Origin of the sequence: Scandinavium manionii (assembly GCF_024764775.1) — a bacterium.
GTDB lineage: Bacteria > Pseudomonadota > Gammaproteobacteria > Enterobacterales > Enterobacteriaceae > Scandinavium > Scandinavium manionii.
Genome location: NZ_JALIGC010000039.1, coordinates 279,385 through 299,396, shown reverse-complemented (window position 1 = coordinate 299,396; position 20,012 = coordinate 279,385). Strand labels below are relative to the sequence as shown.

Sequence of the window (20,012 nt, the reverse complement as noted above, 5' to 3'; positions counted from 1 at the left end):
TCAAAAAACTCAGATCGTTACCAGCGCGTCTTCAGCAGGTTTGGCTGGATCCCACCAATCGCATGGGTATTGCTGAACTGCTGCTTGATGCCTGCTTCGAATTCATCGCGGAAATATTTAATCGCACTCTGCAGCGGTTCAACCGCGCCAGGTGCGTGCGCGCAGAAGGTTTTGCCCGGACCGAGTGATCGACACAGTTGCTCAAGTGTCTCGATGTCGCCCGGCTGGCCTTCGCCCCGCTCGATAGCACGCAGAATTTTCACGCTCCACGGCAGACCATCACGGCATGGCGTACACCAGCCGCAGGATTCGCGGGCGAAGAACTCTTCCAGGTTACGCACCAGCCCGACCATGCCAATTTCATGGTCAACGGCCATCGCCAGCGCCGTACCTAAACGGCTGCCCGCTTTACCGATGCTTTCAAACTCCATCGGCAAATCGAGGTGCGATTCGGTCAGGAAGTCGGTTCCCGCGCCGCCTGGCTGCCAGGCTTTGAATTTCAGGCCATCACGCATACCGCCCGCGTAGTCTTCAAGAATTTCACGCGCAGTGGTGCCAAACGGCAGCTCCCATACGCCTGGATTCTTCACGCGACCGGAGAAGCCCATCAGCTTGGTACCCGCATCTTTGCTTTTCGAGATGTTCTGGTACCACTCCACGCCGTTCGCGAGAATGGCCGGGACGTTGCAGAGGGTTTCTACGTTGTTCACACAGGTCGGTTTACCCCAGACGCCGGAGCTCGCCGGGAATGGCGGCTTGGAACGTGGGTTGGCACGACGACCTTCGAGGGAGTTAATCAACGCGGTTTCTTCACCACAGATATAACGCCCTGCCCCGGTGTGAACGATCAGTTCGAAATCGAAACCGGACCCGAGGATGTTTTTCCCGAGCAGACCGGCTTCGGTCGCTTCGGCAATCGCACGACGCAGGTGAACAGCGGCTTCGATGTATTCGCCACGCAGGAAGATGTAGCCGCGATACGCTTTCAGCGCAAACGCGGAAATCAGCATGCCTTCCACCAACAGGTGCGGCAGCTGCTCCATCAACAGGCGGTCTTTATAGGTGCCCGGCTCCATTTCATCAGCGTTACACAGCAGGTAACGGATGTTCATGGATTCGTCTTTCGGCATCAGGCTCCACTTCAGACCAGTGGAAAAGCCCGCGCCGCCGCGCCCTTTCAGGCCCGCGTCTTTAACCTGATTGACGATTTCATCAGGTGCCAGGCTGCTCAGGGCTTTACGCGCCCCGGCATAGCCGTTTTTGCTCTCATATTCTTCGAGCCAAACCGGCTGTTTGTCTTCACGCAGGCGCCATGTCAGCGGGTGCGTTTCAGGAGTCATGGTAATGTTTTTCATTTATACCGCTCCAGCAGATCAGGGATCGCCTCCGGCGTCAGATGGCTGTGAGTATCCTCATCAATCATCATGTTCGGCCCTTTGTCACAGTTGCCGAGACAACAGGTTGGCAGGAGGGTGAAACGTCCATCAAAGGTGGTCTGGCCCGGCTTGATGTTGAGCTTTTGCTCAAGTGCCGCCTGAATACCCTGATAGCCCGTGATATGACAAACCACGCTGTCGCAGTAGCGAATCACGTGGCGGCCAACCGGCTGGCGGAAAATTTGGCTGTAGAACGTCGCCACACCTTCGACGTCACTTGCCGGGATACCCAGCACGTCTGCGATGGCGTAAATGGCCCCATCCGGCACCCAGCCACGCTGCTTCTGAACGATCTTCAGCGCTTCAATGGACGCCGCACGCGGATCTTCGTAGTGATGCTTTTCGTGCTCGATAGCGTCACGCTCAGCCGCACTCAGCTCAAAAGCCTCGGTTTGTGGTTGTTGATTCTCGTGCATAATTAGCGGTCCACATCTGACATAACAAAATCGATACTACCCAGATAAACGATCAGGTCCGAAACCAGGCTTCCGCGGATCGCGGCCGGGATCTGCTGCAAGTGCGCATAGCTCGGCGTACGAATACGGGTACGGTAGCTCATGGTGCTGCCGTCGCTTGTCAGGTAGTAACTGTTGATGCCCTTAGTCGCCTCAACCATCTGGAAGGATTCGTTGGCCGGCATGACCGGACCCCAGGAAACCTGCAGGAAGTGAGTGATCAGGGTTTCGATATGCTGCAGCGTGCGCTCTTTCGGTGGCGGCGTCGTCAGCGGGTGATCCGCTTTGAACGGGCCTTCCGGCATGTTCTTGTAACACTGTTCAAGAATGCGCAGGCTCTGGCGCAGCTCTTCCACTTTCAGCATCACGCGGGTGTAACAGTCGGATACACCGCCGCCAACCGGGATTTCGAAGTCGAAGTTTTCATATCCAGAGTACGGACGCGCCTTACGCACGTCGAAGTCGATCCCGGTAGCACGCAGGCCAGCACCGGTGGTGCCCCACTCCAGCGCTTCTTTCGCGGTGTACGCGGCAACGCCCTGAGAACGGCCTTTCAGAATGGAGTTGCGCAGCGCGGCTTTCTCGTAAGAAGCCAGACGCTTCGGCATCCAGTCGAGGAACTCACGCAGCAGACGCTCCCAGCCACGCGGCAGGTCGTGTGCAACGCCGCCGATACGGAACCAGGCCGGGTGCATACGGAAACCGGTGATCGCTTCGACCAGATCGTAGATTTTTTGACGGTCGGTGAAGGCGAAGAACACCGGCGTCATGGCACCGACGTCCTGAATGAAGGTGGAGATATACAGCAGGTGGCTGTTGATACGGAACAGTTCAGAGAGCATGACGCGGATAACATCAACGCGCTCAGGCACTTTGATCCCGGCCAGTTTTTCAACGGCCAGCACGTATGGCATTTCGTTCACGCAGCCGCCGAGGTACTCGATACGGTCGGTGTACGGAATGTAACTGTGCCAGGACTGACGCTCGCCCATTTTCTCAGCACCACGGTGGTGGTAACCGATATCCGGAACACAGTCGACAATCTCTTCGCCATCCAGCTGCAGAATGATACGGAACGCACCGTGCGCAGACGGGTGGTTAGGGCCGAGGTTGAGGAACATGAAGTCCTCGTTTTCGGTACTGCGTTTCATGCCCCAGTCTTCAGGCTTGAAGGTCAGCGCTTCCATCTCCAGATCCTGCTTGGCTTTGGTCAGCTCAAACGGATCGAATTCGGTGGCGCGAGCCGGGTAGTCTTTACGCAGCGGGTGCCCTTCCCAGGTATCCGGCATCATGATGCGACGCAGATTCGGGTGGCCCTCGATGTTAATTCCGAACATTTCCCAGGTTTCACGCTCATACCAGTTGGCGTTAGGGAAAAGTTTGGTCACCGTCGGCACATTCAGGTCGTTCTCAGACAGCGCAACCTTGAGCATGATGTCGCGGTTGCGGTCGATAGACATGAGATGGTAGAAAACGGAAAAATCCGCGGCGGGTAACCCGTCACGGTGTGTGCGCAGACGCTCGTCCATGCCGTGTAAATCAAACAGCATGACGTAAGGCTTTGGCAATCTCTTGAGGAAATCGACCACTTCCAGTAACTGTTCGCGCTTAACCCAAACAACGGGTACCCCGGTGCGGGTCGGCTGAACGGTAAAGGCATCCGGCCCAAAACGGTTGCGCAGTTCGCCAATCACCGGGTCATCGAGATGATCCCGGGTCTGCCATTCGGCAGCTTCGTGCGCGGTTAAATCGGTCATATTGTTCACCATTGCAAAAGTTCCGTGGTGACTGTTGGGCGTGGCTCCGCGCTATTAATTTTGATATGCGAAGGCTTTGTCCACTGCCCACAGGCGCAAAGTTAAATCTCGTCGGGTGTCCGCAGATTCGTCACAGCAATACGTTCGCCGCGTTTACGCTCGCGCTCAGATTGCATGTTGGCGCGATACACGCCCTGATCGCCAACCACCCACGAGAGCGGACGACGTTCTTTGCCGATGGATTCCTGCAGCAGCATCAGAGCCTGCATGTAGGCTTCCGGACGCGGCGGGCAGCCAGGGATATAAACATCGACCGGGATAAACTTATCGACGCCCTGTACAACAGAGTAAATGTCGTACATGCCGCCAGAGTTTGCACAGGCGCCCATGGAAATAACCCACTTTGGCTCAAGCATTTGATCGTACAGACGCTGAATGACCGGGGCCATTTTGGTGAAACAGGTACCGGCAACTACCATCAGGTCAGCCTGACGTGGGGAAGCACGCAGTACTTCTGCCCCAAAACGCGCAACGTCATGCACCGCAGTGAATGACGTCACCATTTCAACGTAGCAGCAGGAAAGGCCAAAGTTGTATGGCCAGATTGAGTTCTTGCGACCCCAGTTGACCATATCGTGCAGGGCATTTTCGAGCTTGCCCATGTACACACTTTTGTTTACTTCCTGCTCAAGAGGGTCGGTTACGATCTCCTGTTTTTGCAGGGGGTAACGGTCGTTCTCACCGTTAGGATCTATGCGGGTGAGCGTATAATCCATCTTATTGCCTCGCTTTTACTGCGTATGACGATTAGTAGTACTGTCGGTTTCCGGGTTAACCAGCGTGCGACGGGAGCGCGACGGCGTCCAGTCCAGCGCACCGATGCGGACGAGGTAAACCAGGCCTGCCAGTAACACTAAAATGAAAATTGCGGCTTCCACAAAGCCCACCCAACCGCTTTCGCGGATAGACGTAGACCATGCGTAAAGGTAAAGGGCTTCCACGTCAAAGATGACGAAGAACATGGCGACCAGGTAGAACTTCGCCGAGAGACGTAAGCGAGCGGAGCCCACAGAGTCGATACCCGACTCGAACGGGGTGTTCTTGCTACGCGCGCGCGCGCGACCGCCGAGATACCAACCGCCAACAAGCATCAGACAGCAGAGGCCTATGGCAATGATGAGAAATATAGCGAATGCCCAGTGATGAGCGATGACTTCAGTGGATGTTGACATACGCATTGCTTAACCAAAATAAGTAGCGCTGAAACTCTGCTCTGGCTGGCAGATGAACGCCACATGATTCATGGGGAGGAATGAAAAAACCACAAAATGTGTGCCACTAATGGCTTAAACATCAAAATGATGTGGTTTTTTACTCCTTTCTATAACCTTTTGTCAACTTTAACAAAAGTTTCCTCACATTAATTTACACCGAACACCTTTCATTAACATTAAATGCCCTTTAGCCTTTTCGCGACGAAATGACCGAGGGAATTTACGGTTGGTGAATCGTGTCCGTCTGAGGCTTAAACACTAATTACCCTTCTATTTTGACAGGAATCTCCGGTGATTCCTCCCCCTATTGGGGAGTATTTTCTTGATCTGAGACACGCTTCTGTTAATTCGCACTGTAAAACGGCAACAATCCGGCCGTTTTTTTAACATTAGCAGGAAGTGGGAAGTTGGGTTTGTAAAGAGTGGCAAATGGTGCGTGGCATTTAACAACCTAATGAAAAATAAGTATAAATAAACGAAACGGCACACATCCGTTCACTCTTTCCCCAATAAAAAGGCCGCTGAACATAATTTACGCTTCAGCGGCCTTTTTTTACACTTACAAATTGTTACCAGATAGAACGGGACTCGTTACTCTAAATCCTTCTCAGTAACAAGGTTATCGTCTCCCCCTTCGGAGGTATATGTCCCGTGCTGATACCAGGGATTATTGTAGCTATCCAGCGACTGGAAAATGGCCTGCACCAGCTCGTTCGGGCTGTGGGTGTTACAGCTCAGCAGATACTCGGTGTCGGGCAATTGCGGTAATCCGTCACTTTTACCCAGTACGCGCAGTTCCGGGCTCATCATCTCCACCGGACGCGCAGTTACGCCTAATCCAGCCTTCACCGCTGCCCGTACGGCAGACAGCGTAGAGGCGACGTACGCCAGACGCCACGGAATGCGTGCGGCATTCAGGGTATCAATAATCATATCGCGGAACGGACTTGGATCGTCGAGCAACACCAACGGTACGGGTTCGCCAGGCGGAAGCATGTAATCCGCGGCGCAATACCAGAGCGTTGGTGAAGTACGCAATGAAATCGCGTCATACTGCTCCAGACGATGGGTGGTTAACACCAGATCGACTTCGCTGGCCTGCAACATGTTGCCCATTTCGCCATGACGCTTAACGCGCACATCCAGTGACAGCTTCGGGTAGACCGAACTGATACGGTTGAGCAAGAAAGGCAGAATGGTGTCCGCTGATTCATCAGAAGAACCGATGGTTAACATCCCTTGCAGGGAACTAAACATCAGCGACGTACAGGCTTCATCGTTAAAGCGCAGAATTTTGCGCGCATAGCCCAGCAGCTGTATGCCATGTTCCGTCAGCAGCTTATTTCGACCATGACGGGCGAACAGCTCTTTACCAACCAGCTGCTCAAGGCGCTGCATCTGCTGGCTGACAGCAGACTGGGTACGACACACAGCAGCCGCAGCTGCAGCAAAGGTGTTCAGATCAGCGACCGCAACAAACGTTCTCAGCAGATCGAGATCGAGATTCAATATCGGACGATTTGCGTTAATCATATTTCTTCACTTACAGGTTGCTTGTGCTGACCTGCCTGGTTGATGCTGTGCTCTAAGAAAATCAGGCAATTCCTTTTGAATCATATCCCACGGCCCGGCAAGCCGGACGAATGCCTGAAAGAGCGTTATTGCATTATAATTGCCTGCCTGCTTCTCTTTAAGCAGACCCCTTAGCTATATTTTCGTTTACACCTGAATGATGATTTAATTATTTCTGACACTTTTACGTGAGGATTTTCAAAAAAGTTGTTACTTTAACTTTAAAGTCTTAAAGAACACTCAACAATAACGTCAAAAATTACAGACACATAAAACACCACAAAAATATGAGCAATAACATCAAGTTATATTATACCAGCAAACACGGATATCACCTGGACGCTGATAATCGGAGCCTGCTTACCACGGTATCCTACCGCAAAACCTTTATATTTATAAGTGTTATTAGGTATTATCTTACATGAATTTTTAAATGATGATCATGATTTCTAAATAAATTAACAAACCGCAGAGACAACTTTGCAATTAATGAAAAACATTAATTATTTAAATATTCTTTCATTAACAACGCTTAACAATGTATTCACAGACAGAGATATTAATCCTCATCCATAGGGTAGCAAACCGTCAGCTTTTAGTGGTTAAAATTTCGCCTGATATCAAAATGAACCCGGCAGGATAGTCGGCTGCACCCCAGATAAAATTAGTTAAAAATCCACACGCAAAGACAAGTGACAACATTAATCACTATGGACAATACTAAACATGGTGATTTAGGCAGACGAAGCGGCCAAATAGCAGCCAAACAAATCACACAGGCATCACGTAATGTGCAAAATATTGTCCTGCCAACCCTTCAAAATACCCGTGATGGGGAGTACCTTATTCCGTGCAGACTTCCACGGCAGGGAGTGGCAAAACTAGCGAAAAGGTCAAGATTCATGTCCCCCATCGAAAAATCCAGCAAATTAGATAATGTCTGTTATGACATCCGCGGTCCGGTACTAAAAGAAGCTAAACGTCTTGAAGAAGAAGGCAACAAGGTTCTTAAACTGAATATCGGCAACCCGGCCCCGTTCGGCTTCGACGCCCCTGACGAAATCCTCGTCGATGTGATCCGTAATCTTCCAACAGCACAGGGCTATTGCGATTCCAAGGGCCTCTATTCGGCCCGTAAGGCCATCATGCAGCACTACCAGGCACGCGATATGCGTGACGTTACGGTAGAAGATATCTACATCGGTAACGGTGTGTCTGAGCTTATCGTTCAGGCGATGCAGGCGCTGCTCAACAGCGGTGATGAAATGCTGGTTCCGGCCCCGGATTACCCGTTATGGACGGCGGCAGTGTCGCTCTCCAGCGGTAAAGCGGTGCATTATCTGTGTGATGAATCTGCAGGCTGGTTCCCGGACCTTGACGACATTCGCGCCAAGATAACCCCGCGAACCCGTGGGATCGTGATTATTAACCCAAACAACCCAACCGGCGCGGTGTACTCCAAAGAGCTACTGCTGGAGATCGTGGAAATCGCGCGTCAAAACAATCTGATTATTTTCGCCGACGAAATCTACGACAAGATCCTCTACGACGAAGCCCAGCACCATTCGATTGCCGCCCTGGCGCCGGATCTGCTGACCGTCACTTTCAACGGCCTGTCAAAAACCTACCGCGTAGCGGGTTTCCGCCAGGGATGGATGGTTCTGAACGGGCCGAAGAAACACGCCAAAGGCTACATCGAAGGTCTGGAAATGCTGGCCTCGATGCGGTTATGCGCCAACGTTCCGGCACAGCACGCTATTCAGACGGCGCTGGGCGGTTATCAGAGCATCAGCGAATTTATCGTGCCGGGCGGTCGTCTGTATGAGCAGCGTAACCGTGCGTGGGAATTGATCAACGACATCCCGGGCGTCAGTTGCGTGAAGCCAAACGGCGCGCTGTATATGTTCCCGAAAATCGACAGCAAGCGTTTTAATATTCACGACGACCAGAAAATGGTGCTCGATTTCCTGCTGCAGGAAAAAGTGCTGCTGGTTCAGGGCTCTGCCTTCAACTGGCCGTGGCCAGATCACGTGCGTATCGTTACGCTACCGCGCATGGATGACCTGGAAATGTCTATCTCGCGCTTCAGCCGCTTCCTGTCCGGCTACCGTCAGGCATAACGCCGTCGACCGCCGGGGTTTGCATCCGGCGGTCAACTCAGCGCACAATGGGTAACCTGCTGTTACGCATTGAGGCCCCCCATGAGCCAGAGTCATTTCTTTGCCCATCTTTCCCGTCTGAAGTTGATCAACCGCTGGCCGCTGATGCGCAACGTGCGCACCGAAAACGTCTCCGAGCACAGTTTGCAAGTTGCGATGGTGGCCCACGCGCTGGCAGCGATTAAAAACCGCAAATTTAACGGTTCGGTGAACGCCGAGCGCATCGCTTTGCTGGCGATGTATCACGACGCGTCCGAAGTGCTGACCGGCGACCTGCCGACCCCGGTAAAATACTTCAACTCGCAAATCGCGCAGGAATATAAAGCGATTGAGAAGATCGCCCAGCAGAAACTGGTCGACATGGTGCCGGAAGAACTGCGCGATATCTTCGCGCCGCTGATTGATGAGCATCAGTGCAGCGAAGAAGAAAGACTGCTGGTTAAGCAGGCCGATGCGCTGTGTGCGTACCTGAAATGTCTGGAAGAACTTTCCGCAGGAAATAACGAATTTTTGCTGGCGAAAAGCCGTCTGGAAAAAACGCTGGAATCGCGCCGCAGCCCCGAAATGGACTATTTCATGCGGGTCTTTGTGCCGAGTTTTCAGCTATCGCTGGATGAAATCAGTCAGGATTCCCCACTTTAACTCGCTCTGCCCGGCAGCGTGTAGCTGGTTGGGCCTACAAACCGGGCTTTATGTCGCCCCGGTAAGCACTTACGCCGCCGGGGAATAGAATTAAAATGGAAACAGCACCGGAATCAGCACCACGCACACCACCATCACTAACACCGTGAACGGCACGCCAATCTTCACAAAATCACTGAAGCCGTATTTCCCCGGCCCCAGTACCAGCGTGTTAACCGGTGAGGATACTGGCGTCATAAATGCCGCAGAGGCCGCCATCGCCACCATCATTGCAAACGGATAAGGCGACACGCCCATCGATTTTGCCGCAGCCAGCGCAATCGGCGCCATCAGCACCGCGGTGGCGGTGTTGGATATAAACAAACCAATCGTGGCGCACATCACGAACAGACAGATCAGCATCAGATACGGCCCCTGCCCGCCGCCGACGTCCATCAGCCCTTTCACCACTAAATCTACGCCGCCGGTTTTTTGCAGGGCGAGCGCAAACGGCATCATCCCGACAATCAAAATAATGCTCGGCCAGTGAATGGCTTTATAAGCGCTTTCGGCGTTGATGCAGCGGAATTTGCCCATCAGCAAACAAGAAATTATTGCGGCTATCGGGTTAGGGATTTCGTCCGTCAGCATCAGCGCAACCATCAACACCAGGCAGAAAATGGCATGTGGCGCCTGGCTGTGCGCCGGGGAGGCATCGTTAACTTCTATTGGCATGTTATGCACCACAAAATCACGCCCACGCTGTGAGAGCTGTGCTATCTGTTTCCAGTTGCCTACCACCAGCAGAATGTCGCCCAGCGCTATGGTTTCATCCACCACTGCGCCATCGACGGCTTTACCGTCGCGTTTCATGCCCACCACATTCAGCCCAAAGCGGGTACGAAATTCCATTTCCCGCACCGTTTTGCCTGCCCGTTCTGAATCCGGGATCAACGATACTTCGGCCATGCCAACGTCCAGCGCCTGGTCGGAAAAATACTCGCCACGCAGCACCATCGGCTCCAGCAGCTGCTCCGTGCAAAACTGTCGCAGGTCGACGTCTGCCGCTGACATATCAATGAGCAGGACGTCACGCGCATGAAACTCCGACACGCCGTTAACGTTGACAATCACACGACGGAAACGTCGCCAGCGCTCTACGCCGATCACGTTTGCACCGTAGCGCTCACGCAATTTGAGGTCATCCAGACGCTGCCCGACCAGCGGTGAGCCCGGACGGATAGCCAATCGGCGCGCACGGCCGTTCAGGCGATACTCTTTGATTAAATCGCGAAACGTGCGGCGTTTATCATTCTTTGGGTTTCCATCGTCGCCGGGAAGCATAAAACGCACCAGCAGCATATACACAATACCGAGCAGAAGTACCACCAGCCCAATCGGCGTCACGCTAAAGAAACTGAAACCTTGCAAACCTTCGCGGAGCAGCTCGCTGTTAATCACCAGGTTTGGCGGTGTAGCGACCAGCGTCATCATGCCGCTGATAAGCCCGGCAAAACTCAACGGCATCATTAAGCGCGACGGCGAGGTGTTCATGCGCATGCAGACGCTAAGCACGACGGGAATGAAGATGGCTACCACGCCGGTGGAGCTCATAAACGCGCCAAGCCCGGCCACCGTCAGCATCAGGAACACCAGCATTTTGATTTCGCTGTTGCCCGCCACTTTCACCAGCCATGAGCCCATACTGGTAGCAACGCCGGTGCGCACGAGTCCGTCGCCGATGATAAACAGCGCGGCAATAAGGATGACGTTAGGATCGCTGAAGCCGGAAAAGGCTTCGCTGAGGGTGAGCGTTCCGCTCAGAACAAAGGCAACAATAACCAGCAGGGCGACGGCATCCATGCGCACTTTACCGGTGGCGAAAAGCAGTACCGCTACCGCCAGCAGGCACAACACCCAAATCAGTTCACCGTTCACAACATGTCCTTGTCAGAAGAGAGTCTTGTCAGAAAAGAGAGCGATCATTGTGGCATAAAAAAGCCCCGCCGAAGCGAGGCCAGATCATACGTTTAGTCTTTCAGATGCACATCTACCGTGCCATCGGGCTGCCGGTTAATGCTTAACGCTTCGAGCGTGGTCAGCACGAAATCCGCTTCGTTTAACCGAGGTGCATCGCCGGGCACGTTCACGGCAATGACGCGACAGCCTGCCGCGAGACCAGAAAGCATCCCCGCCGCCGCGTCTTCCACTACTGCGCATTCAGCCGGGGCAAAGCCCAGCAGCTCTGCGCCGAGCAGATAGGCATCCGGCTCGGGCTTACCGCGTTTTACCTGCTCAGCGGTGACAAACACTTTTGCGTCAGGCAGGCCCGCGGCGCGATGACGCGCATGTGCCACCGGAACGGAACCAGAGGTGACTATCGCCCATGGAATGCCGGCTTCATCCAGATGATTCAGCAGCGCCAGCGAACCCGGCAGCGCGGTGATCCCGGCGGTGTCCTCGGACTCCATTCGCTCGAGCCAGCTGAACTCCACCTGAATTTCCGCTTCGGTACGGCCAGGCAGGAAGTGGCGCAGAGAAGTCATCGCCTGCTTGCCGTGAATAAAATTCAGGACTTCACTGTGGCTCAGACCGTGACGATCAGCCCAGTGGCACCACGAACGTTCCACAACTGGCAGTGAATCCACCAGCGTACCGTCGAGATCAAACAAAAAACCTTTGCACTGCACGGCGACCTCCATCAGGCATTGATAATCTGATTAATTTCGTTGCTGCTCAGGTGATACTGGCGTGGACACGCGTGCCATGCGCTCAGCATACGCTGGTATTTTTCCCACATTGGGGTCTGGGCGTTGAAGCCGTGAGTACCGGCATCGAAATGCGTGTAACGGCCTTCGGTGTTGACCATAAAGCGCACGTAGCCAAGATAGCGGGCTTCGGTCGCGGCATCGAAGCCAAGGAAAGTCACACGGCGTTCGTCCACGCTGTCAGCGTCTTTGAGGTTGGTCCAGGAAACGTGCAGCGCGTGGTACATCTCCATGATGTCGATGATCACCCGGCAGGTTTCTTCGGTTAGTTGGCCAAATTCACGATCCAGTTCGCGCATTTGCAGACCGTAGCCGCGCTCGATGATCGTCTGCAGGCGGCGGTAACGCTCGGCGTTGTCGGGATCCATCATGGTCATCATTTTGTACTGATTCGACAAAATCAGACGTTGAGCGTTGGTCATTTCCATTTTCGACTCCTGTTGCGCTTACGCATGAAAAAAGAGGGCTTACAAAGTGTATGCCCTCTTTTATATGCGTTTTTGATAGTTAATTACAAATCATCAAGGAAAGTTTTATCCAGTTGCTTGAATGCGCGCTTAAGCGTGTCAGCTAACGCCTGGTAATCTGGCTTGCCTTCAAAAGGGGCCAGCACCTGGCCTGACTCCTGCAATTTTCCGCGCACTTCATAGAACCAGCTCAAAATGGTTGGCGGCAGCGGAGTGGCGGAACGCTTGCCCAGCCACCATAATCCTTGCATCGGCAGGCTCAGCGCAAACAATGCGGTCGCAATGGCCGGGCCAAGTTGGCCGCCGAGAGCGATTTGCCAGCACAGCGTAAACACCGCTACCGGCGGCATGAAGCGTATAGCGTGGCGGGTAGCACGGATGACGCGGTTTTCAACAAACACCGGTGCCAGGCGTTTTTCCATCGGCCACGTCTTCGCGTAGTGCTGCCCACGGCGGAACGAACTGAAAAAGTTTACCGGGCGGTTCTCGGGTGTCGACATGGCGTTACCTCAACTTCACAGATAAAAAATCAAAATTTCGTGCAAAACAACAACTATGCATGACAACGTTCAAAACATTTTGGCAATAAAGGCGGCATTCAGGTATTCTGTGCGGCCTGAGATGGGCGTAGACCCACTCTCGCGATTCGTCAAATTATTGCACATTCTGCCATCGGTTGAAAATTGTGCAAAACTGAAGGATGAATCACCCGAATTCCTTTCATCATGCCTGCTAAAAGTATTGAGCATGATGTTAATCATAAATGTCAGCGTCATCATGCGCTACGCTCTTTGACTCACTGACGTTTTTTTAGCCACATAAGATTAATAGGTACTTCCATGTCGAGTAAGTTAGTACTGGTTCTGAACTGCGGTAGCTCTTCACTGAAATTCGCTGTCATCGACGCAATCAATGGTGAAGAATACCTCTCTGGTTTGGCCGAATGTTTCCATCTCCCTGAAGCACGTCTGAAATGGAAAATGGACGGCGCCAAACAAGAAGCGGCTTTAGGTGCAGGCGCCGCTCACAGTGAAGCGCTTAACTTTATCGTTAATACTATTCTGGCACAAAAACCAGAACTGTCTGCTCAGCTGGCGGCTATCGGTCATCGCGTTGTTCACGGCGGTGAAAAGTACACCGGTTCTGTGGTTATCGATGATTCCGTTATTCAGGGTATCAAAGATGCAGCCTCTTTTGCACCGCTGCACAACCCTGCACACCTGATCGGCATCGCGGAAGCGCTGAAATCCTTCCCGAACCTGAAAGACAAAAACGTTGCTGTCTTCGATACCGCGTTCCATCAGACCATGCCGGAAGAGTCTTACCTGTATGCTCTGCCGTACAGCCTGTACAAAGAACACGGCGTTCGTCGCTATGGCGCACACGGCACCAGCCACTTCTTCGTGACTCAGGAAGCCGCTAAAATTCTGAACAAGCCAGTTGAAGAACTGAACATCATCACTTGCCACCTGGGCAACGGTGGTTCTGTTTCTGCTATCCGTAACGGCGAATGTGTTGATACTTCCATGGGTCTGACCCCGCTGGAAGGCCTGGTCATGGGCACCCGTTCTGGTGACATCGACCCGGCTATCATCTTCCATCTGCACGACACCCTGGGCATGAGCGTTGATGCAATCAACAAAATGCTGACCAAAGAGTCCGGCCTCCTGGGTCTGACCGAAGTCACCAGTGACTGCCGTTATGTTGAAGACAACTACGAAACCAAAGCAGACGCTAAACGTGCAATGGACGTTTACTGCCACCGCCTGGCGAAATACATCGGTTCTTACACCGCGCTGATGGACGGTCGTCTGGACGCCGTTGTCTTCACCGGTGGTATCGGCGAGAACGCCGCGATGGTTCGCGAACTGTCCCTGGGTAAACTGGGCGTTCTGGGCTTCGACGTTGATCACGAACGCAACCTGGCTGCCCGCTTCGGCAAGTCTGGCTTCATTAACAAAGAAGGCACCCGCCCTGCCGTGGTCATCCCGACCAATGAAGAATTGGTCATCGCACAAGACGCAGCTCGTCTGACTGCCTGATTCCACACCGCCAGCCTAGCTGGCGGTGCTGTTTTGGATCCCGCCAACCGTGGCGGTAACGAAAGAGGATAAATCGTGTCCCGTACAATTATGCTGATCCCTACCGGAACCAGCGTCGGTCTGACCAGCGTCAGCCTTGGCGTTATCCGCGCTATGGAACGCAAAGGCGTTCGTCTGAGCGTCTTTAAGCCAATCGCTCAGCCGCGTGCTGGTGGCGATGCGCCAGACCAGACCACGGCTATCGTGCGTGCTAACTCCAATCTGCCAGCAGCTGAACCGCTGAAGATGAGCCACGTTGAATCTCTGCTCTCCAGCAACCAGAATGACGTGCTGATGGAAGAGATCATCGCTAACTACCACGCGAACACCCAGGATGCTGAAGTGGTGCTGGTTGAAGGCCTGGTCCCGACTCGTAAACACCAGTTCGCACAGTCCCTGAACTACGAGATTGCTAAGACGCTGAACGCGGAAATCGTGTTCGTGATGTCTCAGGGCACCGATACTCAGGAAGGCCTGAAAGAGCGTATCGAACTGACCCGTAGCAGCTTCGGCGGCACGAAAAACACCAACATCACCGGCGTTATCGTTAACAAACTGAACGCACCGGTTGATGATCAGGGCCGTACTCGTCCTGACCTGTCTGAAATTTTCGACGACTCTTCCACTGCGAAAGTTGTGAAAATTAATCCGACAGATCTGGCAGCGACTAGCCCGCTTCCGATGCTGGGCGCGGTGCCATGGAGCTTTGATCTGATTGCTACCCGTGCAATCGATATGGCTCGTCACCTGAACGCGACCATCGTGAACGAAGGCGACATCAACACCCGCCGCGTGAAGTCCGTGACCTTCTGTGCGCGCAGCATTCCACACATGCTGGAACACTTCCGCGCAGGCTCCCTGCTGGTGACCTCCGCAGACCGTCCAGACGTGCTGGTTGCAGCGTGTCTGGCAGCGATGAATGGCGTTGAAATCGGTGCCATCCTGCTGACCGGTGCATACGAAATGGATGCGCGAGTGAGCAAGCTGTGTGAACGAGCGTTCGCCACTGGCCTGCCAGTATTCATGGTCAACACCAACACCTGGCAGACTTCCCTGAGCCTGCAGAGCTTCAACCTCGAAGTGCCGGTTGATGACCATGCACGTATCGAAAAAGTGCAGGAATATGTGGCTAGCCACATCGATGCCAACTGGATCGAATCGCTGACTGCAACGTCTGAGCGTAGCCGTCGTCTGTCTCCGCCAGCGTTCCGCTACCAGCTGACCGAGCTGGCGCGTAAAGCAGGCAAACGCGTTGTTCTGCCAGAAGGCGACGAACCACGTACCGTGAAAGCGGCTGCTATCTGTGCAGAGCGCGGTATCGCGACCTGTGTACTGCTCGGCAACCCGGAAGAAATCAACCGCGTTGCGGCTGACCAGGGTGTTGAACTGGGCGCGGGCATCGAAATCGTCGATCCGGAAGTGGTACGTGAAAGCTACGTCGCACGCCTGGTCGAGCTGCGTAAGAGCAAAGGCATGACTGAAGCCGTGGCTCGCGAGCAGCTGGAAGACAACGTTGTGCTCGGCACCATGATGCTGGAGCAGGACGAAGTTGACGGTCTGGTTTCTGGCGCGGTTCACACCACTGCCAATACCATCCGTCCACCGCTGCAGCTGATCAAAACTGCGCCGAACAGCTCACTGGTTTCTTCTGTGTTCTTCATGCTGCTGCCTGAACAGGTTTATGTTTACGGTGACTGCGCGATTAACCCGGATCCAACCGCTGAGCAGCTGGCCGAAATCGCTATCCAGTCTGCGGATTCCGCAGCTGCATTCGGTATCGACCCGCGCGTAGCCATGCTCTCTTACTCTACCGGGACTTCCGGCCAGGGTAGCGACGTTGAGAAAGTGCGTGAAGCCACTCGCATCGCACAGGAAAAACGTCCGGACCTGGTTATCGACGGCCCGCTGCAGTATGACGCCGCCGTAATGGCAGACGTTGCGAAATCCAAAGCGCCGAACTCTCCGGTTGCAGGTCGCGCTACCGTGTTCATCTTCCCAGACCTGAACACCGGTAACACCACCTACAAAGCGGTACAGCGTTCAGCCGACCTGATCTCCATCGGGCCGATGCTGCAGGGTATGCGCAAACCAGTCAATGACCTTTCTCGTGGCGCGCTGGTAGACGATATCGTCTACACCATCGCACTGACGGCGATTCAGTCGTCTCAGCAGGACTAATCCTCCGCTGAAATGCAAAAGGCAGCCAAATGGCTGCCTTTTTTATTGCTTCAATTTGGCTACAGCAGTTCCTTCGCCGCCTTCACGATCTCATCCGCCGTCAGGCCATATTCCTGTTGCAGGAAATCCTGCGTTCCGACCTGACCATACCGCTCTTTCACGCCCACGCGACGCATCGGCACCGGACAGGTTTCGACCAGCACTTCTGCCACCGCCGACCCCAGACCATTATGAATACTGTGATTTTCACAGGTCACAATACGCCCGGTTTTTTCGGCGTAGTTTTTCACCAGCATCCGGTCGATAGGCTTTAACGTAAACATATCGATGACCGCCGCACTCACGCCTTCGCGCTCCAGGCGACGAGCGGCTTCCAGCGCTTCTGCCACCATAATGCCGTTCGCGATGAGCGTGATGTCGTCGCCTTCACGCAGCACGTTGCCTTTGCCGATGGTGAACGTTGAGCCTTCCTGATACACAGACGGGGCCTGCTTGCGGATGGTGCGCACCCAGTAAAAGCCTTCCAGATCAATCAGCTGATTTAGGATGTCCTTAAACATGGTGGCATCGGTCACTTCCATCACCACCGAATTCGCCAGCCCGCGAACGATGCCCATATCTTCAAATGACATGTGCGTCCCGCCGTTATGACAGGCGGTGACCCCCGCATCGGAGGCGATGACTTTGACGTTATTACGCTGGTAGTCGAGCGACATAAACAACTGATCGAAGCAGCGGCGGCTGGCGAACGCGGTGAACGTATGTACGAACGGCTTACGACCGGTCAGCGATAATCCTGCCGCGGTGCCGATCACGTTCGCTTCCATAATCCCGCAGTTAATCACCTGCTGCGGGTATTTTTTATGGACGCTATCCATCGCCATCGAGCTCATCAGGTCGGCTTCAAGCGCGATGATTTCGCTGCCCGCTTCAATCTGATCCGCCACAAATCCGGCATAGACTTTACGCATCTCAATCGCGTCTTTTTCTCCCGCAGGTGCAACCTTAATCATGCGCGGCCTCCAGTTGGGCAATGGTGTCGTTCAGGGTTTTTCTCATGTCGTCGGTCAGGCGCAGGTGGTGCGAGTTACCCAGGTTTTCCAGATACGGCACGCCCTGCCCTTTGATGCTGTCGAGGATAATCAGCCGTGGTCGGGCATCCGCTTCGGGCACCGGTTTTACCGCGTCTATCAGGCCTGGAATGTCATCCCCTTTCACCGTGACTACGTCATAACCAAAGGCGGTGAATTTTTCGTGCAGGTCGAACGCACAGATGATTTCATCCAGCTCGCCGTCGAGCTGCTGCTTGTTCCAGTCGATAAACACCATCAGGTTATTGAGTTTGTGATGTGCGATGAACTGGAACGCTTCCCAGCACTGGCCCTCGTTCAGTTCGCCGTCGCCGACGATGCAGAACACGCGGTTACTGCGCCCTGCCAGTTTGTGCGAGAGCGCCATGCCTCCGGCAATGGAAATGCCCTGACCCAGCGAACCGGTCGTGGCATCCACGCCGCGCGTTTTCAGCCTGTCCGGATGGCTCGGCAGTTTGGTGCCGTTCTGGTTCAGGGTGCTCAGTTCTTCCTGTGGAAAATAGCCTTTGATGGCGAGCGTGCTGTACAGCGCAGGGCCCGCGTGACCTTTCGACAGCACGAAATAGTCGCGCCCTTTCCAGTCCGGGTCGCCCGGGTCGATGCGCATTACGTCGCCGTAGAGCACCGCCAGGGTTTCCACCACCGACATGCTGCCGCCGTAATGACCAAACCCAAGGTCCGTCAGCGATTTCAGGGTGGCAACACGGATATCGCGCGCCAGTTGAGTGACTTCTGCAACCGTACTCATCATTTGGCTCCTGTATTTTGCGGGAAATCGTTGCCAGCGACTTTGCCTTTGGCCAGATAGTTGAACAGCACCAACAGCGCGAAGATAACCACCACCAGCCCGGTTATCGCCATTGGCGACAGATAACGCGCGAGGTTGCCCAGCACGATGCCCACCGCACCGAAATCGGCATCAGAGAACGTGGTGTTGGCAAAGCCCAGCGCGCCGAGAACCGGCAGCAGTAATACCGGCAGGAAAGTGATCAGCAGGCCGTTTGCGAACGCGCCAATCATTGCTCCGCGACGTCCGCCGGTGGCGTTACCGAACACGCCCGCGGTGGCGCCAGTGAAGAAGTGAGGCACGACGCCTGGCAGGATAAGCACCCATTTGAACTGTCCGCAGAGGAACAGGCCCACCAGGCCACCGAGGAAGCTGAACAGGAAGCCAATCAGCACCGCATTTGGGGCGTACGGATACACCACCGGGCAATCGAGCGCCGGACGCGCATTCGGGACCAGTTTTTCCGAGAAGCCGGTAAATGCCGGAACGATTTCCGCCAAAATCAGTCGCACGCCCTGCAGGATGATGAACACGCCGGCCGCGAAGGTGATCGCCATGATGATGGCGTAGACGAGATAGTTCTGACCGCCGCTGAACTGCGCCTCAACGTACTCACGCCCGGCGCAAACCGCCATAATCAGATAAATGATCATCATGGTCAGTGAAATGGAAATGGAGCTGTCGCGCAGGAAACTGAGGTTTTTCGGCAGGTTCATCTCCTCGGTTGAGCGAGAACCTTTGCCCACTTTGCTGCCAATCCAGCCAGAAAGCACATAGCCGAGCGTCCTGAAGTGACCAAACGCGATGTCGTCATTACCGGTTATGCGTTTCATATAACGTTGTGCAATGGCCGGGAAAAACGCCATGATCAGGCCCAGGATCAGCGAGCCGGTAAACACCAGGCCGATGCCTTCAAAACCTGCGACGGTGAGGATGACCCCAATCATGCAGGCCATGTAGAAGGTGTGGTGCCCGGTCAGGAAAATGTATTTCAGGCGGGTGAAGCGAGCTACCACAATGTTCGCTACCATGCCGAAGGCCATGATCAGCGCCGTCGCTGCACCATATTTCTCCAGCGCGATAGACACAATCGCTTCGTTATTCGGAATAATCCCTTGAATACTGAACGCGTGTTCAAACATTCCACCCAGTGGGTTTAGCGAGCCCACTAAAACACCCGCGCCACCGCCCAGTACAATAAAGCCCAGAATGGTTTTTACCGTGCCTTTAACAACGTCTGAAAATGATTTCTTCTGTGCCACCAAACCAATCAGCGCAATTAAACCCACCAGTACTGATGGAACCTTAAGAATATCCACCACAAAATTAAGCGTCTCGAGGATAAACATATCTGCCCCTCACTCAT

General features: G+C 54.0%; 17 protein-coding genes. 4 read left to right on the top strand and 13 right to left on the bottom strand.

What is annotated here, in order from left to right; all coding sequences use genetic code 11:
- Positions 1 to 17: 17 nt before the first annotated feature.
- From nuoF to lrhA, 6 genes are all read right to left on the bottom strand, one after another.
- On the bottom strand, positions 18 to 1,355 hold the full coding sequence (nuoF, locus tag MUU51_RS15890; protein ID WP_159770233.1) for an NADH-quinone oxidoreductase subunit NuoF: 1,338 nt from the start codon (positions 1,353 to 1,355) through the stop codon (positions 18 to 20).
- On the bottom strand, positions 1,352 to 1,852 hold the full coding sequence (gene nuoE, locus MUU51_RS15885) for an NADH-quinone oxidoreductase subunit NuoE (protein WP_110509249.1): 501 nt from the start codon (positions 1,850 to 1,852) through the stop codon (positions 1,352 to 1,354). The genes nuoF and nuoE overlap by 4 nt, the downstream gene beginning before the upstream one ends.
- Positions 1,853 to 1,854: 2 nt before the next feature.
- Positions 1,855 to 3,660 (bottom strand): NADH-quinone oxidoreductase subunit C/D, encoded by a 1,806-nt coding sequence (nuoC, locus tag MUU51_RS15880; RefSeq protein WP_258968103.1) that lies wholly within the window; start codon positions 3,658 to 3,660, stop codon positions 1,855 to 1,857.
- A gap of 89 nt (positions 3,661 to 3,749) precedes the next feature.
- Positions 3,750 to 4,424 carry an NADH-quinone oxidoreductase subunit NuoB gene (nuoB, locus tag MUU51_RS15875; protein WP_097161758.1) on the bottom strand — a complete coding sequence of 225 codons (675 nt, stop codon included), beginning with the start codon at positions 4,422 to 4,424 and terminating at the stop codon, positions 3,750 to 3,752.
- 15 nt (positions 4,425 to 4,439) lie between these two features.
- Positions 4,440 to 4,886, bottom strand: coding sequence for an NADH-quinone oxidoreductase subunit NuoA (gene nuoA, locus MUU51_RS15870; RefSeq protein ID WP_159770227.1), 447 nt, complete (start codon positions 4,884 to 4,886; stop codon positions 4,440 to 4,442).
- Positions 4,887 to 5,513: 627 nt separating this feature from the next.
- A complete protein-coding gene (gene lrhA, locus MUU51_RS15865) occupies positions 5,514 to 6,455 on the bottom strand; it encodes a transcriptional regulator LrhA (protein WP_159770224.1) in 942 nt (313 codons plus the stop codon).
- Between the two features lie 941 nt (positions 6,456 to 7,396).
- Between lrhA and alaA the strand changes: the two genes are divergently transcribed.
- Together alaA and yfbR are read left to right on the top strand one after the other, a co-directional pair.
- The gene (alaA, locus tag MUU51_RS15860) at positions 7,397 to 8,614 is read left to right on the top strand and encodes an alanine transaminase AlaA (RefSeq protein ID WP_258968102.1); all 1,218 of its coding nucleotides are present in this window, start codon (positions 7,397 to 7,399) and stop codon (positions 8,612 to 8,614) included.
- An 81-nt stretch (positions 8,615 to 8,695) separates the two neighbouring features.
- Entirely contained in the window at positions 8,696 to 9,295 is a 600-nt protein-coding gene (yfbR, locus tag MUU51_RS15855; protein ID WP_159770218.1) for a 5'-deoxynucleotidase, read from the top strand.
- Positions 9,296 to 9,385: 90 nt separating this feature from the next.
- On the opposite strand, the gene MUU51_RS15850 is transcribed toward yfbR, so the two are convergent.
- The 4 genes from MUU51_RS15850 to yfbV form a co-directional block, all read right to left on the bottom strand.
- Complete coding sequence (locus MUU51_RS15850; RefSeq protein WP_258968101.1) at positions 9,386 to 11,212, bottom strand: SLC13 family permease; 1,827 nt, start codon at positions 11,210 to 11,212, stop codon at positions 9,386 to 9,388.
- A gap of 92 nt (positions 11,213 to 11,304) precedes the next feature.
- Positions 11,305 to 11,964 (bottom strand): sugar phosphatase, encoded by a 660-nt coding sequence (locus tag MUU51_RS15845; RefSeq protein ID WP_258968100.1) that lies wholly within the window; start codon positions 11,962 to 11,964, stop codon positions 11,305 to 11,307.
- An 11-nt stretch (positions 11,965 to 11,975) separates the two neighbouring features.
- Complete coding sequence (locus MUU51_RS15840) at positions 11,976 to 12,470, bottom strand: YfbU family protein (protein WP_159770209.1); 495 nt, start codon at positions 12,468 to 12,470, stop codon at positions 11,976 to 11,978.
- An 83-nt stretch (positions 12,471 to 12,553) separates the two neighbouring features.
- Positions 12,554 to 13,009: a terminus macrodomain insulation protein YfbV gene (gene yfbV / locus MUU51_RS15835; protein WP_159770206.1), complete on the bottom strand. Its 456-nt coding sequence runs from the start codon at positions 13,007 to 13,009 to the stop codon at positions 12,554 to 12,556.
- Between the two features lie 339 nt (positions 13,010 to 13,348).
- On the opposite strand from yfbV, the gene ackA reads away from it, so the two are divergent.
- Together ackA and pta are read left to right on the top strand one after the other, a co-directional pair.
- Positions 13,349 to 14,551, top strand: a complete 1,203-nt coding sequence (gene ackA / locus MUU51_RS15830; RefSeq protein WP_159770203.1) for an acetate kinase — start codon at positions 13,349 to 13,351, stop codon at positions 14,549 to 14,551.
- 75 nt (positions 14,552 to 14,626) lie between these two features.
- Complete coding sequence (pta, locus tag MUU51_RS15825) at positions 14,627 to 16,768, top strand: phosphate acetyltransferase (protein ID WP_159770200.1); 2,142 nt, start codon at positions 14,627 to 14,629, stop codon at positions 16,766 to 16,768.
- 59 nt (positions 16,769 to 16,827) lie between these two features.
- On the opposite strand, the gene MUU51_RS15820 is transcribed toward pta, so the two are convergent.
- Genes MUU51_RS15820 through MUU51_RS15810 form a run of 3 tightly spaced genes read right to left on the bottom strand, consistent with a single transcriptional unit; the run spans position 16,828 to position 19,995 of the window.
- Positions 16,828 to 17,781 (bottom strand): transketolase family protein, encoded by a 954-nt coding sequence (locus tag MUU51_RS15820; protein ID WP_258968099.1) that lies wholly within the window; start codon positions 17,779 to 17,781, stop codon positions 16,828 to 16,830.
- Positions 17,774 to 18,607 carry a transketolase gene (locus tag MUU51_RS15815; protein ID WP_159770792.1) on the bottom strand — a complete coding sequence of 278 codons (834 nt, stop codon included), beginning with the start codon at positions 18,605 to 18,607 and terminating at the stop codon, positions 17,774 to 17,776. Before MUU51_RS15815 ends, MUU51_RS15820 begins: the two co-directional genes overlap by 8 nt.
- Positions 18,607 to 19,995, bottom strand: a complete 1,389-nt coding sequence (locus MUU51_RS15810; RefSeq protein ID WP_258968098.1) for a PTS ascorbate transporter subunit IIC — start codon at positions 19,993 to 19,995, stop codon at positions 18,607 to 18,609. Before MUU51_RS15810 ends, MUU51_RS15815 begins: the two co-directional genes overlap by 1 nt.
- Between the last annotated feature and the right edge of the window lie 17 nt (positions 19,996 to 20,012).